Source organism: Acinetobacter sp. YH12064, from assembly GCF_013419735.1.
In the GTDB taxonomy this organism is placed as follows: domain Bacteria; phylum Pseudomonadota; class Gammaproteobacteria; order Pseudomonadales; family Moraxellaceae; genus Acinetobacter; species Acinetobacter amyesii.
In genome coordinates this window covers 34,951-50,704 of sequence record NZ_VOZP01000002.1, presented here as the reverse complement: position 1 = coordinate 50,704, position 15,754 = coordinate 34,951, and the positions used below count along the sequence as shown (strand labels likewise).

15 protein-coding genes, 4 tRNA genes and 1 riboswitch are annotated in these 15,754 nt (G+C 41.4%); of the genes, 5 read left to right on the top strand and 14 right to left on the bottom strand.

Annotation, left to right across the window (positions count from 1 at the left end; genetic code table 11):
* The first annotated feature begins 71 nt into the window (after positions 1-71).
* Positions 72-560 carry a DUF1289 domain-containing protein gene (locus tag FTU13_RS01900; protein WP_078192401.1) on the top strand — a complete coding sequence of 163 codons (489 nt, stop codon included), beginning with the start codon at positions 72-74 and terminating at the stop codon, positions 558-560.
* Positions 561-622: 62 nt separating this feature from the next.
* The gene (locus FTU13_RS01895) at positions 623-1,234 is read left to right on the top strand and encodes a LysE family translocator (RefSeq protein ID WP_180161091.1); all 612 of its coding nucleotides are present in this window, start codon (positions 623-625) and stop codon (positions 1,232-1,234) included.
* 86 nt (positions 1,235-1,320) lie between these two features.
* On the opposite strand, the gene ribB is transcribed toward FTU13_RS01895, so the two are convergent.
* Positions 1,321-1,980, bottom strand: a complete 660-nt coding sequence (gene ribB / locus FTU13_RS01890; RefSeq protein ID WP_078191365.1) for a 3,4-dihydroxy-2-butanone-4-phosphate synthase — start codon at positions 1,978-1,980, stop codon at positions 1,321-1,323.
* Between the two features lie 103 nt (positions 1,981-2,083).
* Positions 2,084-2,237, bottom strand: a riboswitch (FMN riboswitch).
* A gap of 170 nt (positions 2,238-2,407) precedes the next feature.
* On the opposite strand from ribB, the gene FTU13_RS01885 reads away from it, so the two are divergent.
* Both FTU13_RS01885 and FTU13_RS01880 read left to right on the top strand, forming a co-directional pair.
* Positions 2,408-4,249 carry a DUF2157 domain-containing protein gene (locus FTU13_RS01885; RefSeq protein WP_180126308.1) on the top strand — a complete coding sequence of 614 codons (1,842 nt, stop codon included), beginning with the start codon at positions 2,408-2,410 and terminating at the stop codon, positions 4,247-4,249.
* Positions 4,249-4,869: a GDYXXLXY domain-containing protein gene (locus FTU13_RS01880; protein WP_180126310.1), complete on the top strand. Its 621-nt coding sequence runs from the start codon at positions 4,249-4,251 to the stop codon at positions 4,867-4,869. The genes FTU13_RS01885 and FTU13_RS01880 overlap by 1 nt, the downstream gene beginning before the upstream one ends.
* A gap of 122 nt (positions 4,870-4,991) precedes the next feature.
* Here FTU13_RS01880 and panD read toward each other — a convergent pair whose 3' ends face one another.
* From panD to FTU13_RS01825, 11 genes are all read right to left on the bottom strand, one after another.
* The gene (panD, locus tag FTU13_RS01875) at positions 4,992-5,372 is read right to left on the bottom strand and encodes an aspartate 1-decarboxylase (RefSeq protein WP_078192181.1); all 381 of its coding nucleotides are present in this window, start codon (positions 5,370-5,372) and stop codon (positions 4,992-4,994) included.
* Between the two features lie 150 nt (positions 5,373-5,522).
* Positions 5,523-6,098, bottom strand: coding sequence for an aminoacyl-tRNA hydrolase (pth, locus tag FTU13_RS01870; RefSeq protein WP_168378106.1), 576 nt, complete (start codon positions 6,096-6,098; stop codon positions 5,523-5,525).
* 20 nt (positions 6,099-6,118) lie between these two features.
* Positions 6,119-6,415 (bottom strand): 50S ribosomal protein L25, encoded by a 297-nt coding sequence (gene rplY, locus FTU13_RS01865; protein WP_078192179.1) that lies wholly within the window; start codon positions 6,413-6,415, stop codon positions 6,119-6,121.
* Between the two features lie 98 nt (positions 6,416-6,513).
* Positions 6,514-7,467, bottom strand: coding sequence for a ribose-phosphate pyrophosphokinase (locus FTU13_RS01860; RefSeq protein WP_078191360.1), 954 nt, complete (start codon positions 7,465-7,467; stop codon positions 6,514-6,516).
* Between the two features lie 37 nt (positions 7,468-7,504).
* Positions 7,505-7,579: transfer RNA gene (locus tag FTU13_RS01855), tRNA-Gln, on the bottom strand.
* A 91-nt stretch (positions 7,580-7,670) separates the two neighbouring features.
* Positions 7,671-7,745: transfer RNA gene (locus FTU13_RS01850), tRNA-Gln, on the bottom strand.
* Positions 7,746-7,773: 28 nt separating this feature from the next.
* A tRNA-Gln gene (locus FTU13_RS01845) sits at positions 7,774-7,848 on the bottom strand.
* A gap of 38 nt (positions 7,849-7,886) precedes the next feature.
* Positions 7,887-7,961, bottom strand: a tRNA-Gln gene (locus tag FTU13_RS01840).
* A gap of 3 nt (positions 7,962-7,964) precedes the next feature.
* A complete protein-coding gene (ispE, locus tag FTU13_RS01835) occupies positions 7,965-8,804 on the bottom strand; it encodes a 4-(cytidine 5'-diphospho)-2-C-methyl-D-erythritol kinase (protein ID WP_111885317.1) in 840 nt (279 codons plus the stop codon).
* A 28-nt stretch (positions 8,805-8,832) separates the two neighbouring features.
* Positions 8,833-9,411: a lipoprotein insertase outer membrane protein LolB gene (lolB, locus tag FTU13_RS01830; protein ID WP_180126312.1), complete on the bottom strand. Its 579-nt coding sequence runs from the start codon at positions 9,409-9,411 to the stop codon at positions 8,833-8,835.
* Positions 9,412-9,420: 9 nt separating this feature from the next.
* Positions 9,421-11,133, bottom strand: a complete 1,713-nt coding sequence (locus FTU13_RS01825) for a hypothetical protein (protein ID WP_180005451.1) — start codon at positions 11,131-11,133, stop codon at positions 9,421-9,423.
* A gap of 78 nt (positions 11,134-11,211) precedes the next feature.
* On the opposite strand from FTU13_RS01825, the gene hemA reads away from it, so the two are divergent.
* Positions 11,212-12,495, top strand: a complete 1,284-nt coding sequence (hemA, locus tag FTU13_RS01820; protein ID WP_180023232.1) for a glutamyl-tRNA reductase — start codon at positions 11,212-11,214, stop codon at positions 12,493-12,495.
* Between the two features lie 54 nt (positions 12,496-12,549).
* On the opposite strand, the gene FTU13_RS01815 is transcribed toward hemA, so the two are convergent.
* Both FTU13_RS01815 and FTU13_RS01810 read right to left on the bottom strand, forming a co-directional pair.
* Positions 12,550-14,478 carry a DNA primase gene (locus tag FTU13_RS01815; RefSeq protein ID WP_180126313.1) on the bottom strand — a complete coding sequence of 643 codons (1,929 nt, stop codon included), beginning with the start codon at positions 14,476-14,478 and terminating at the stop codon, positions 12,550-12,552.
* Between the two features lie 233 nt (positions 14,479-14,711).
* Positions 14,712-15,683 carry an outer membrane protein assembly factor BamD gene (locus FTU13_RS01810; RefSeq protein ID WP_078192174.1) on the bottom strand — a complete coding sequence of 324 codons (972 nt, stop codon included), beginning with the start codon at positions 15,681-15,683 and terminating at the stop codon, positions 14,712-14,714.
* Between the last annotated feature and the right edge of the window lie 71 nt (positions 15,684-15,754).

The following is a 15,754-nucleotide window of genomic DNA, read 5'->3' as shown; positions in this document are numbered from 1 at the left end:
CAGTAGTTTTAGCGTGTATAGTCATGCCGAGTTGTTTTTATCCCATAAATATTGATTGAATGGAGCCGGTTTTGAGTACTGATCGTCGAATTGCCTCGTTAACCCCATGTGCAGGGCGTTGTTCTACGGTATTTGGTGATTCAGTCTGTCGTGGTTGCCGCCGCTTTAACCATGAAGTCATAAAATGGAATACCTATACAGCAGAGCAACACACGGCCATTTGGTGTCGTTTAGATGCACAATTAGATCAAATTTTAATACCGATGTTGCCGCAAGCAGATATCATCCATGTCGAAGCCTTTGTCTTGTCTAAGCGAGTTCGCTTACGTCCAGATGCAAGCAAAGGCCGCAAACTGTATCACGCACTCAAGCTCTGCGAAAAAAACCGTCATTTCACAGATGAAAGTGGACTCGGGATACATTACAAACAGGTGCGACCGTTGTGGGATGAATTTGAGCGTCGTGTTTTAGCACTCGCCACAGCCAGCTATGATTTGGCATTTTTAAGAGCAGATGCCATTCGCTTGCATTTATTGCAAAACATGGATGAAGAGGACTAAGTCCTCTTTTTTTATTTATGAAATTTATCGTGATGTAAAAAAATAAGTGAAGGAATCTCAGCGTGAATTATTCGGAGTACTTTTTATATTGTGTGGCAGTCATTGTGATGATTGCAACGCCTGGACCTGTCATGCTGTTGGTCGCAAGTTCAGGTTTACAAGGCGGATATAAAAAGGCATTTCAAACCATTGTGGGGACAAATTTTGCGTCACTGATTTTGATTGTGCTTTCAGTGTGTATTTTAAAAGGCATTTTAAATGTTAATGCGCATTGGCTCGATGGCATCAAAATACTGGGTTGTTTATATATTGCTTATATTGGTTTTGATATTTTAAAAGAAGTAACTATACAGCCCACTGCACAATCTCTGCAGTTAAAAGCAGCACAAGGGGGTTTTAAGCAAGGACTAATTGTGGGGATTTCAAATCCTAAGGATATTATTTTCTTCGCGTCATTTTTTTCGCAGTTTGTAGGAATTACTCATCATCTTAATCTGAGTTTAATTGTGTTGGCCCTGAGTTGGATCGTTTTAGATTTCGCAACCTTGTCTTTGGTGTATTTGTCTTTTCATCGATTGTCGAAATCACGCTGGTATAAAAAATTGTTGGCACTGTGTGGGCTGATTTTAGTGGTAGTTGCCATCTACGGGATCTATAGCATATTCACGGTTTAATTCTTAACTTGAAATGTGCAGTAAAAAATAAAAAGGCTGATTCAGTCAGCCTTTTTATGAACGTGTAGAGCTTTAATTAATTCGCACTAGAGATTGTGCTGTAAACGGTATTGCACAATTTCTTCAATGGTGAGTACAGTCAAATGATGGGTTTGTGCATACGCTAAAACTTGTACGCCATTGGCCATTGTGCCGTCTGGGTTGGTTAATTCACACAAAACACCTGCGGGTTTTAAACCGGCCAGACGTGCCAAATCAATAGTCCCTTCAGTATGTCCACGACGGGTCAATACGCCGCCTTCACGCGCACGTAAAGGAAAAACATGACCCGGACGGTTTAAGTCACTAGCCACAGCACCATCTTTAATTGCGGCTTTGACTGTAGTTGTTCGGTCTTTTGCTGAAACGCCAGTAGTAACACCTTCCGCAGCTTCAATGGTGACAGTAAAGGCAGTTTTAAAATGGCTAGAGTTATCAGACACCATGGGTGGAAGTTCTAAATGATTGGCTTGAGCATCGGTTAAACACAGGCAGACAATTCCTGAACCGTCACGAATCATACGTGCCATGGTTTCTACAGTGAGTGTTTCTGCAGCAACAATCAGGTCGGCTTCATTTTCACGGTCAAAATCGTCCATGACTAAAACAGGCTTGCCTTGACGAATGTCTTCTAAGGCTTGCAGCATGCGCTGTTCTGCAGGTGGAAGGGCAGAAAAGAAAATTTCGGGTTGAATTAAACTAGACATTGAAACGCTCGCGTAAATTTTAGATACGGTTGAACATTTCAGGACATGTGAAATAGTGGCGTTACGATATATATTGAAAATGATCAATGATATAGAGATGTGACGTCGTCTTCTTTCATCCGGACTATACCGTCGGCTCAGGTATTGCACCTGATCTGCGAATCGCGTTTAAACGATTGGCTCGTGGGCTTTTTGCAGGGCTTTCAACCCAGCAAATTTACCACCGGTGGGGAATTTCACCCCGCCCTGAAGCGATGTGTCTTGAGTATAGACCTGTTTGAGTGATGATGGGGGATTATTGCTTAGAATCATTTGCAAAATTTTAGATAAGTAAAGTTATAAGATTGGATTTGTAAGCATTTATATAAAGTGTGTCAAAGCATGCTATCGTGCCGATAAATCAACCATGATTGCATAATGATAAAAAATGACCGCTCCTCAGCATTCTCAGCAGCAGAATATAAAGCTGCATCATTCACAGTTAGATCAAGAGTTTTCAACAGATCTGTTCCAAGATGTACAGGTTATTCGGTATCTGCAAGTAATCGGTGTTGCACTGATAGCAGCCAGTTTCGTGTATTTGATCGCGGCAAACTGGTTGATGTTGCCAAAATTCATCCAATTGGCAATTCCAATGTTGCTGTTGCTGCTGAGTGCTGTGACGAGTGTATATGTTGCAAGTCGTGTTTGGATTCAGCAAAGTTTAGATACTTTAAGCGGTTTGTTGCTTGGATTGAGTTTGGCTGTGATTGGGCAGGTCTATCAAACAGGTGCAGACAGTTATCTGTTATTTTTAGTCTGGGCTTTGCTGCTTTTACCTTGGTTATATCGATCGAATATCGGAGTCTTTGCGTTACTGTGTTTGATCAGTCAATTGGCATTATTTTTATATTTTAAACAAAGCTATTTAATCGTTGATCATTCATGGTGGTATTTACTTTGCATGAATATATTGACGGCAATTTGTGTGACGTTTTGTTTGAAATATTATGCTGCGCTGCGCTTTGTATTTATTGCATTCATTACACTAATGTCGATGTATTGCATGTTTTTATACTGTGGAAATGGGGTAGAGCAGTATCAATGGCAATATTTAATTTTTGCCTTGTTGCTTCCAATTTATCTGATTATCTATTTTTATCGACAACAGCGTGCATTAGAAACCAGTTTACAAGCCGCGGGTCTTGCCGCGAGTTTCAGTATTTTGATTTTCCAATGGGCAGAACATATTTTATCTGACTCGAGTGCAGGATTGTTGGTTTTTGCCTTGCTGATATTTGCTTGGTTTGCGGTGATCAGTTGGGCACTGATGAAATTTCTGCCACAGACTAAATTTGCGGTTATTCCTTTAGCGATTGGGGCATGGTTGGCAGGCATTATTTTATCGAGCTTATTGCTGACCTATTGGAAGGCGTTTTCGATCGTCATGGGCTTAGTTTTTGTAGCTGTGGCTTGGTGGTTGATTCGACGAGCTAAAAGTATCTTTAGTCGCCAATTTGCTTACTGCTTATGGGTATGTGGCCAATCTGCGGTCTTCATTCATACAGAGAGCTTAACCAATAGCATTTCGTTTATTTTAGTGTTGCAAATTGGCGTTATCTTGCTCTGTTTATTTAGTCGAATGCATTGGTTTATTGTTTTTATTCAACTTATTGCAGGATATAGCCTTGCAGTGGCCACACTATTTGATGCCGATCTTTTTATGAGCGATGAACATGTCATCTTAGCTGTGACTGGATTGAATTATATTCTACTGATTTTCTTGCTCGGGAGTGCAACAGCTTGGTTGCACTCGATGTATCGAAAAAGCATTGTGTTATGGATGTTATGCATCGTATTGGCGGGTGTGGTGTTGCAGACGTTGTCAAATAACATTCTACAGTTTGAACAGACCCCAAATGGTGTTCTTGACCTGTTTGTCGGTTACCTGCTGCCTGTGGTTTGGCTTGGCCTTTACATCGCAAATCAGCAAAAACAGGTGGGGAGCGAAAAATGGCCGTTATTGCTATTGGGTCTTGTGCTGATTGCGATGGGCTATTTTGGAATTTTCTTGTTATTGGTTTTATTGGCATGGGCGCAGGTCTATCAGCAATCTTTGGTTAAAGCCCTGAGCATCGTGTTGATCATTTTTAGCTTATGGATGCTGTATTACAATTTGGGTCTGAGTTTTTTATTGAAAAGTTTAACGATTTTGATTTCTGGCCTTTTGCTACTTGGCATTACCAAGATGTTATCTACGATACAGTATAAACAAGGGGGAGATGTGTGATGACCATACTCAATAAAAAAATGCTTCCTATTGGTTTGGCTGTACTCAGTATTCTTTTATTTGTGCTGATGATTGCACGTCATGAATGGCATCTGGCAAACAGTCAGAGTATTTATGTAAAGCTGCAGCCTGTCGATCCACGCTCTTTGATTCAAGGTGATTATATGGCCTTGAATTATCAGCTCTATTTTGGTGGTCAGCCATCAAAAGAGCAATCTGCCAATGGGCAGACAGCCAAAGCGAACACAGAAGAAAATGTACACCGTGACTATTTTGTCGATCAAAAAAGTATTGTGAGTTATGTGCAGCTTGATGCACAGCGTAGGGTGATTCGAACCAGTTTCAACCCAGAGTTGTTAGCGCAGTATCCAAGCTCATCCACAAAACTGGTGCTCAAAAATTCTGACAATAGATTTGAGGGTTTATATCCCGCTGCGAGCAGCTTTTTATTTGCTGAAGGCTTGGAGTCGTGCTATCGCGATGCGCAATATGCAGAGCTAAAGGTACAAGAAAATGGTCAGCCTTTGTTGGTGGGTTTGGTCGGAGAGCATTTACATCCCTTTGATTGTAAACAAAACCAAGCATGGTGGAAGGGCCCGAGAGCAGGGGAGATAAGTTGAGCTGTTGAGTTGTATGTAGTGATATGCGTCTAATACTGAATTTTTGCAGTCAATAATGCATAGTTCAGCCATAAAAAAGCCCGCAAATTTTGCGGGCTTTTTAGAATCTTTAAATTCTTGAATTAAGCAACTTGAACTGGAATACAGTTCGCTGTGTGGTTCACAGTGTTGTTTGGGTTCGCATAGACTAAACGTGGCTTATGTGCATTTGCTTCAGCTTCTGTGAAATCGCCAAAAGTTGCGATAATCATCAAGTCGCCAATATCTGCTTGGTGAGCAGCACCGCCATTTACAGAGATAATGCCAGAACCTTCTTCACCACGAATGGCATAAGTGGTAAAACGCTTACCATTAGTCACGTTCCACATATGAATTTCTTCATATTCACGGATACCGGCTAAATCTAGAAGAATACCGTCAATTGCACAAGAACCTTCATAGTGTAATTCTGCTTGTGTAACGACGCAACGGTGGATTTTAGCTTTTAATAAACGAGATAGCATGGCTAGCGTCTCCTTGGTAGACCTAAGATCGTATCTTATGGTGGAACAATCTCTTGAATGCTGGGTGAGCAGTCAAATGCAAGCGCATTTTGCTCTGAAATCATTCAGATGGCAATAAGTATTGTTCAACAATTTGTGGAATTGTCAGTTCTATTTGTAAGCGTTGATCTGGTTCATGGCTTGCTGAATCTCACCACTTACCAACAATTTAGTACGTGATAAGGCATGTGCAATAGCATCATCCATTAAGCCTTGTTCACTACTTGGTGCTTTACCTAAGACATGGCCTGAGACACGTTCTTTAGAACCAGGGTGACCAATACCAATACGTAAACGATGGAAATTTGGACCAATATGCGGGACGATATCGCGTAAACCATTATGGCCACCATGACCACCGCCAGTTTTCAGGCGAATGACACCAGGGTTCATATCAAGTTCATCGTGTGCGATAAGCATTGCTTCGGGAGCAATTTGATAGAATTTGGCGAAGGGAACAACACTTTGACCAGAGAGGTTCATAAAGGTTGTAGGTAACAGCAGACGAACGTCTTGACCTTCGATATTACCACGACCACTGATGCCTTTATATTTAGGATCAGCTTTGAGTTGGATACCATATTGTTCTGCAAGGCGTTCTACGAACCAGAAGCCTGCATTATGGCGGGTTTGGGCATACTCAGAACCTGGGTTACCCAAACCAACAATCAGTGAAAGTTTACTCACTCATTTACACCATTTTACACTTATGCGCGTTTAAAGTCAGCGTGCATAGGAGTGTTTTTAGCTGGGTGACGTTGTAAAGCTTGGATTTTAACGCTTTCAGCTTTACCGTCAATGTTGATTTCAACAACTTCTTCAAAGAATGCGTTGTTTTCTAAAGCTTTAACAAGTTCGCGAAGTTCCAAAGTAACTGCTACAGGTTCAGCTGCACCACCGTAGATGATTGCTGGTACTTTATTTTGAAGACGAAGGCGGCGGCTCGAACCTTTCCCTTGTACTGCTTCTTCACGTGCTACTGCATTTAATACGAAGTTTGCCATGATAGACATTCCTATTTAAGTTTAATTAACTAGACCTTCGACCAGTCTAGTGATAGAAAGCCCCACCAAAAGGCAGGGCTTTTAAATTTAGCGCTATATTATAGATAAGAATCGAACATTGCGCTAATAGATTCTTCGTTGTTAATACGACGAATTGTTTCAGCAACCATACTTGCAACTGAAACTTGGCGAATCTTACCAAGAGCTTGAGCTTCTTCTGAAAGCGGAATAGTGTCTGTTACAACCAATTCGTCAATCACAGAGTTTTTCAAGTTTTCTAAAGCTTTACCAGAAAGTACAGGGTGAGTTGCGTAAGCAACAACTTTGCGAGCACCAAAAGTTTTTAGTGCGTCAGCAGCTTTACACAATGTACCTGCTGTATCCACCATATCATCAACGATGACACAGTCACGGCCTTTAACGTCACCGATCAAGTGCATTACTTGAGATTCATTCGCTTTTTGACGGCGTTTGTCGATGATCGCAAGATCGATATCACCCATTTGCTTAGCTACAGCACGCGCACGTACTACACCACCAACGTCAGGAGAAACAACCATTAAGTTGTCGTGTGACTGTTGACGAAGATCTGCTAAAAGTGCAGGAGTACCGTAGATGTTGTCTACAGGAATATCGAAGAAACCTTGGATTTGGTCAGCATGAAGGTCGATCATGACAACGCGGTCAATACCAACAGTTGTGAGCATATCTGCAACAACTTTTGCTGTAATTGGCACACGGCTTGAACGTGGACGACGGTCTTGACGAGCATAACCAAAATAAGGAATGACAGCAGTGATACGACCAGCACTTGCTCGACGCAAAGCATCAGCCATAACTAAGATTTCCATAAGGTTATCGTTAGTTGGAGCACAAGTTGGTTGTACGATGAATACGTCTTTACCACGAACATTTTCAGTAATTTCGACAGCGATTTCACCGTCAGAAAATTGACCTACAGATGCAGCACCTAGAGGGATGTGAAGGTGGCTAACGACTTTTTGGGCGAATTGTGGATGTGCAGATCCACTAAAAACGACAAGATTGGGCATGAAGCACCCTTGGCGGTTGGCAAATTGGAGAATTAGATGGCAGGGGCGGCTGGATTCGAACCAACGGATGCCGAGATCAAAACCCGGTGCCTTACCACTTGGCGACGCCCCTAATGCGGCAGAACTTTAATATTTTTACAGTATTTTGTCAAGTTGAAACAACAAAGATACTGCAAATTATGCTCTGTCTTTTTTGAAGTAAATGGCAGGGGCGGCTGGATTCGAACCAACGGATGCCGAGATCAAAACCCGGTGCCTTACCACTTGGCGACGCCCCTAAATTGATGAAATAGCGAATAAAGTAAATGGCAGGGGCGGCTGGATTCGAACCAACGGATGCCGAGATCAAAACCCGGTGCCTTACCACTTGGCGACGCCCCTAATACTTTACAGCAATTACATCTACAGGTGAAAAATGATGGCAGGGGCGGCTGGATTCGAACCAACGGATGCCGAGATCAAAACCCGGTGCCTTACCACTTGGCGACGCCCCTATATCAAACTTCAAAATGACGTAATGGTGATTCTTGCAAACTGCGAACCAAGTAAGATTTACATGGTGCATTTTTCAATATGTCATCAATATTCATATTTTCAGTCACTTCAGTAAATACACAAGCACCTGTACCTGTAAGCTTTGCTGTACCGAACTGATCTAAGTACCGCATTGCTTCATCGACTTCGGGATATAAGCTTCGTGCCACAGGCTCAAAGTTATTTCCAAAATCAGATGGCGTTTCCTGATAGCCGCAAAATTTAGTGGGCTTTGAGTCTCTTGTCAACGTTTTTTGTGAAAAAAGCAGTTGAGTGCTGATAAAACAGTCAGGTTTTAACACAATGTACTGTTTTTGAGCTAAATCTATGAATGTTAAGTGTTCACCGATGCCTTCTGCCCATGCATTTAGACCATGTACAAACACGGGAACATCTGCCCCAAGTTGTAATCCGAGTTCTGCAAGTTGTTCGGTATTTAGACCACATTTCCATAGTTGATTGAGCACGATTAGGGTGGTGGCTGCATTGGATGAACCACCACCGAGCCCTGCACCCATCGGAATATTTTTTTCAATGTGGATTTTTTGTGCAGTCAGTGCTTTAGCAAACGGTTTGAGTATTTGAGCAGCACGATAAATTAAATTTTGCTCTAGATTGACGCTGTTTAAGCCCTCAATTTGAATAAAATATTCATCAGCAGAATTTGCAAGTGGGTGAAATTCCATCCAATCAGATAAATCGATGAGCTGAAAAATCGTCTGTAATTCGTGATATCCATTTGGACGTCGGCCAGTAATGTGCAAAAACAAATTGAGTTTTGCAGGAGAAGGTACACGAATCATGGAAGTCATAGTTCAGCTTTTAGGCAAATTAACGATTTTGAATCACCATTGTAATACGGTTTTCCTGACCGGATTCAAGTGCTTGCTTTAAAATTAACTTGTTCGGTACCGTCGCAGTCTCGTTATAACTGAGGTCAACGGTCCAACCATCTTCAATAATCTGTTGTGGGCGCTGCGCAGTATCGCGTTGAATTTTAGCTTGTGTGGTTGCAGGGCGCGCCTGTACCCAGTCGATGAGGTGGGTAATGGGAGCTTGCCAACCGGTAGCACGTTCGAGTAATTCTTCTGGTGTTGCTGCTTCAATCAAACCGGTTTTTGCACTATTGAGTTGAACTTGACCGGGTTTACCGCTGATTTGAGTTTTTCCAACACCTAATATGCCACTCAGTTCGATATCATATTCATTGCGGTCTTGAACCCAAGTAAAAAAAGCACTTCCTGACTGTTGTGGCGTGCGCACACCAATCTTACCTTGTAAGTTGAATTGATTTGCAGCGACTTCTTCAGGGCTGGGTTGATCGGGTGTTTTAACATATTGCTGACAACCGGTAAAAAATAAAGCGCAGCAGGTCAGGGCAGATACCCCAAATTTTGAAGATACTTGCATAAAGTCTTTTTAACTCTTTTTCATGGGTTGGGGTAACAATAACGAATGTAGTTGCTCTAATTGCGGATCATTCGGATGTTTTTGTTGGAGTTGTTGTAACAACGCGTCAAATTTATTCATATCACCTTGCATGAAGACTGATCGTGCGTAGCGAATGCCAATTTTTAAACTATTACTCAGTTCATATGCTTTGGCCAAAACAGATGCAGATGTACTAAAATCATTTTGCAAATAACAAATATAACCGAACGTATCTAAAATTGAGGCTTGCTCAGGAGCATATTCTAAGGCATGTTCGACGTATTTTCGGGCTTCATCTAAGCGTCTATTTTGTACCGCCAATGTATAGGCATATGCATTTAAATAGGTCGGACTATTGGGTTCAATTTCGAGTAATTGTTTTAGTAATTGGTCGAGTCTGTCTTTATCTTGATGGGCGTCGAGCAGTAGAACTTCGGCATAAATGAGCTCAGGATCTTCGGGCAAGTTTTTTACCGCTTCATCAAGCAAACGGACTGCTGCTTTTTTATTGTTCATGCGTTTTAAAATATCCGCCTGAGCAAGATATAAGAAACTGGCATGTTGAGGATAATTAACCCGCTCTTGGGTTAAAAAGCGCAGTGCATCATGCAGCTTATTTTGCTGGCTAAAAATGCTGATCATATTGCGCCGTGAAACTGTATAAAGACTGCCATCAACAAGGCGATAATAGGCTTTTGCCGTTTCATAATGCTGTTTGCGTTCAGCATTTACTGCGAGATAGTAATACGCTTCATTTTGGTATTTGCTCGAATAACGTAACTCCACCAAATACTTTTCGGCTTTTTCATAAAGCTCTAAGTCAATACTGGTCAAACCTGCCATAAATAGCGGTTCTTCAGCAGATGGCCATTTCTTTAGTATATCTTCGAGTTTTTCTAGACCTAATTCTGACTGATTGATTTTAATTAAATATTTTGCTTCTGCTAAGCGAACTTCCATATTGTTGCGGTGTTTACGGCTGGATTTTTCGAACCATTTTAAGGTTTCTTCTTCATCACCTAATGACATAAGTAAATTGGCTTTCATTAAGATATAGCCAGTCACTTTCGGGCGTTTTTTCAGTGCTAAATTAATGGTGTCTAAGGCATCAGCAAAGGCACCATTTTGAGCTTGTAAACCTGCGACTAAGACCAAAATAGAAGGGTTGGTTTTTTCCTTGCTAGCGGTCAGTGCTTGAATCAGATAGGCGCGATCTTCCTCTGATTCAGGGGAAATACCCGCCAAAATTTGTTCTAAATCTGCATTTGGGTCAATGGTTAAAATTTTATCAAGTGTTTCGGCGGCAAGCTCATATTCATGGGCTTTCAAAGCAATATGTGATAAATAAAATAATGCTGGTACATCTTCAGGTTCTTGCACAACCCAATGTGTAGCAATATCTAAGGCTGCTTGTAAATCATTTTGCTCAATAGCAACGTTTAAAGCACGCTGTTTGACCATGGTGGATTTACTTTTGATTGCAAGCACGGTGTAATTATGAAGCGCGGTTGGGATGTCGTTATAAGCTAAGGCAAATTCTGCAATCATACTTTGTTTAATTGCATCATATCCTGAATTTGCATGGTAAACTTCTCCCACGGCCCGAATTGGGGCAGTAGAAGCCATGCTACCAACAAGTAAGAATGTGGTAGAATACTGCTTTATTGTCTGGCCGTTCAGTCGGCTATTTGTTAGACGCAATTTTTCTTGATCCAAGTAATGCTTTTTATGACGCCGATAATGCACAATAGCATAAATTTAGCGAAATGATGATCTGATATGTCTTTCTTTGCATTGGGTGTCAACCATCAAACCGCCTCTGTAGAACTGCGCGAACAGATTGCATTTAACCCTGAAAAGTTAACAGCGCTGCTTGAACAGCAAAGCCATGCACCTGAACTTAATGACATGGTGGTGGTATCTACATGTAATCGTACTGAAGTCTATGCGATGTCTGAAAATGCAGACATGGTATTGAATTGGCTTGCCCAATCAAATGGTATTGATGTAAAGCAATTGTCAAATCATGTGTATCGTTATGAAAATGCACAGGCGGTGACACACCTTATGCGTGTGGCTAGCGGCTTGGATTCGCTCATGCTTGGTGAGCCTCAAATCTTAGGTCAAGTTAAAACGGCTTTGTCCTTAGCCAAAGATGCCGAAACTGTCTCCCCAAATTTAAACCGTATTTTTGAATATGCCTTTTATGCGGCAAAACGAGTGCGTTCTGAAACAGCGGTAGGAAGTCATGCGGTGTCGATGGGCTATGCCGTTGCTCAGCTAGCTTTACAGGTTTTTAGTCAGCCTGAAAAATTGACGGTCATGATTGTTGCTGCTGGTGAAATGAATAGCTTGGTTGCGAAGCATTTGGCCGAAATGGGTGTGGGTAGAATTATTATCTGTAACCGTACACGTGCCCGTGCTGAAGCTTTATCCCAAGAGATTGCTCATCGTGTAGAAGTTGAAATAATTGATTTTGCAGATTTGGCAGACAATTTACATCGCGCAGATGTAATTTCAAGTTGTACTGGAAGCTTGCATCAAGTGATTTATTTTGCGGATGTCAAAGCAGCATTGAAAAAACGCCGTTATAAACAAATGTTGTTGGTCGATTTGGCGGTACCCCGTGATATTGAAGCCAAAGTTGAAAGTTTAGATGGTGTTTATTTATATGGTGTAGATGATCTGCAAACAGTCATAGAAGAAAACTTGGCTCAGCGTCGTCAGGCGGCAGTTGAAGCCGAAGTGATGGTCAATCAGCTTGCGACAGATTTAATTACACAGCAAAAAGTGAATTTGGCTGGCTCGACGATTCATGCATACCGTGAACATGGTGAGTCATTGCGTCAAGAAGAACTGGCTTTAGCCCTGAATCGTCTACAAAAGGGCGAAGATGCTGCGAAGATTATGCAAGAAATGTCGCATCGTTTAACCCAAAAGCTGTTGCATCCAACCTCTATCGTGCTGCGCAATGCTGCGATGGCGGAAGATCCTGCTTATTTTGAAATGTTAGAACAAAATTTAGTTAATGTGGCTGAAAATCGCCGTAAACCAAAGAAATAAATAAAGCTATTCATTGAATAACGGTCATTCACAGTTTGAACTTGAAGTTAAAAATTAATCTTCAAGGAGGGTGAGCGATCTTTTTTTATCAATATCATAAATACGTTGTTTTAAATTACGCATTTCAGCAAGGCTAGAAAACTTATTCGACTTGATCTTGAGTTGTAAGAATTGATATTGCAATTTTGTCGATAAATCTGCCGCAAGTTTATCTGCTTGTTCAGGTGATGACGTATAATCGCTGATATTGGCATGCTCTAAAATATGTTGTAATTCATGATGATGTGCTGCACAAGCACCGAGTACATAATAGGTTGATAACTCTGGGTCATCAGGCAATTCATCAAAAATCACATTGAAAATATTTAAAACATGATAAAGCAATAAATCTTGTGAAACTAAAGCGCGTAAAGGCTCAAAATGAATGTAAAGATAAGGATGATTGATCAAAATCGCAATCACATATTCTTCAGCATCAATTTTTGTACTAAAGCTCAGAGACGCATCATTATTGACTTGAGGCTGCCACTTTCGGCTGAACCCTAATTTTTCACGGAAATATTGTTGTAGCAAATAACGATATGAACCACCTTTCGGCAACAGTTCAGTGAGCTGTCTGAGTTCACCCATCACCTGACTTTTACCTTCAGGCGAAGCAACATTATGATTTTGCGTTAAATGTGCAAAAACAAATTCAGAAAGAAGCGGTGAGGTGTGCAGTAACCGTCGAAAATTTTCAATACCTTCACGACGGATCAATGAATCTGGGTCATGGTCATTCGGCAATACAAAGAATTTAAGTTCACGTCCATCATTCAGTAATGGCAGTGCAATTTCGAGCGTACGTCGAGCTGCTTTTTGACCAGCGGCATCTCCATCAAATGCAATGGTAATACGGCTATTTTGCTTAAATAAAATGTTTAAATGTTCAGTATTACTGGCAGTCCCTAAAGTCGCTACAGCGCCATGAATGCCATATTGCTGTAGGGCAATGACATCCATATAACCTTCGACCATTAACCAATCTTGGGCTTTTTGTTTACGGCCTTCATATAAACCATAAAGTAACTGGTTTTTATGGAAAACTTCAGAGTCTGGGGAGTTGATGTACTTCGGTTTGATTTCATCATTTAGGGCACGACCACCAAAACCGACCACACGACCTTTCGCATCTCGAATCGGGAAAATCACCCGCTCGCGCAGTAGGTCAAAGTCACGACCACTATCACTGGTGCGAATCAAACCGAGGAGTTTGAGTCCTTCGATATCTTGTGGAAAGGCTTTTTCCAGATGTTGCCAATCTTCGGGGGCATAGCCTAAACGCCAATAGGCGATGGTGTCTGCACTGAGACCCCGTTGTTTAAAATAAGCTTGCCCAATTGGACTGAGCGGAAGTTGTTGCTCATAAAACTGTGCGACATTTTCCAGCAAGTCATATAAGTTTCCGTCTTGCGGCACATCTTCAAATCCATTGGTAACTTGGTCAAAGTGAGCAAAGGGATCGTTCCCATAAAAGGCATCTTCGTTATTTTGAAACTCAGCAAATGGGTCGTGTTTGAAATTTACTGCAGCAGGATTTGTGTCGGTTTCGCCTGTTTTGGGTGGCAGAGCTTTTGCTTCGATTGGAGGTTTTTGTACAGGTTTGGGTTTAGATTCGCGTTTATATTTAAGTTTATTGGAATCGTTATTGTCTTTCGGTAGCTCAATACCCGTTTGGCTTGATAAATCCTTCATTACTTCGATGAAGTTACGGCTACCAATATCCATTAAAAAACGGATGGCATTACCATTGGCCTGACAACCAAAGCAGTGAAAATATTGTTTATCACGATAGACATGGAAAGATGGCGATTTTTCCTGATGGAATGGGCAGCATCCTGAGTAGGTGCGTCCAGTCTTTTTCAATTTCACAAATTGACCAATCACATCGACAATATCGGTGCGATCTAAAATTTGATCAATTGTATGTTGAGGAATGGCCATGCTGTTTTATCTGTCTATCTATTGAATTTGGGCAGTTCGTGAAATATGTTGAAATCAGCAATGCTGTAAGTTCAGTGGGGATGCAGTACAGCATCGTCCATCGAACTATTGTATACCTTTTAATCTAACCGAATCTGTAGATCCTGAAAAGATAAAAGGGCAAGTATTCTAACTTGCCCTTTGTGAAAAATCGACCTTCGTTGCGACTATATTATTCAGCTGATTCTGACGACTCAGTTTTTTTCGCTATGAGGACGATCCAATAAGCCAAAGCTTAAACGATTGGTTAAACTGCGTTTTTCTTCATCAGTTTCAACCGCGTCTGTAGAGGTTTGCTCAGACATCGTCTGTGCTTCTTTACCGAAAATACCCAAAGTTGCACGGTTAAGGAAGCTGCCTTCACTACGTGCAGCACGCATATTGACCGTACCGTCTGACTTCACAAGTTTTGGATAGTTCAGTTTAAGTACTTCAATGTATTGCTGAGACGTGGTTTTATCACCAAGTTTGTCGTAACCATAGGCTACAGTCGCTAGAGCTTCTGGAACTTGCGGTGCTTGCGGATAATGTTCGATCACCCAAAGTGAACGTTCAACAGCAGCTAACCATGCTTTACGCTTCACATTAAAACGCGCCGCATTCATTTCGCTTTCAGCCAATTCTTGACTGATGAACTTCATACGTTGTGCGGCATCGACTGCATATTCGCTCGATGGGTAGCGACGGATAAAGTCGACAAAGTTTTGATAAGCCACTTTGAGATAGCTCACATCACGATGCGATTGCTTTAAAGAAGTATAGCGAAGCAAACCGTTGTAGTTTTGCTCCATGTTTGAAACACCACGCACGTAGTACGCATAATCAACTTGCGGATGTTGTGGGTTCATACGAATAAAACGGTCTGCAAGTGCAATCGCACCTTCATAGTCTTTTTGCTGAAACTTTACATACAATAGTTCAAGTTGTGCTTGCTGCGCATAGTTACCTGTAGGGTAGTAGGTCTCTAGAGCTTCAAGGTGTTTTGCTGCATCTGTATATTGGTTACGTTCAAGCGCTTTTTGTGCTTTTTCGATATAAATCTGTTCGCTTGATTGTGGACCTGTGTCGACCACTTCTTTCTTTGGATTACTGCTACAGCCTACCATTGCCGATGCAATGCCTATTGTTAGAGCAAGCATTGTCATTTTATATTTTGGTAGCGACATAAAAATTCCTCTGTTAATACGGGCAATGAGCTACAATTGAACTATTAAACCACTTTTGTCTGAATGAGCAA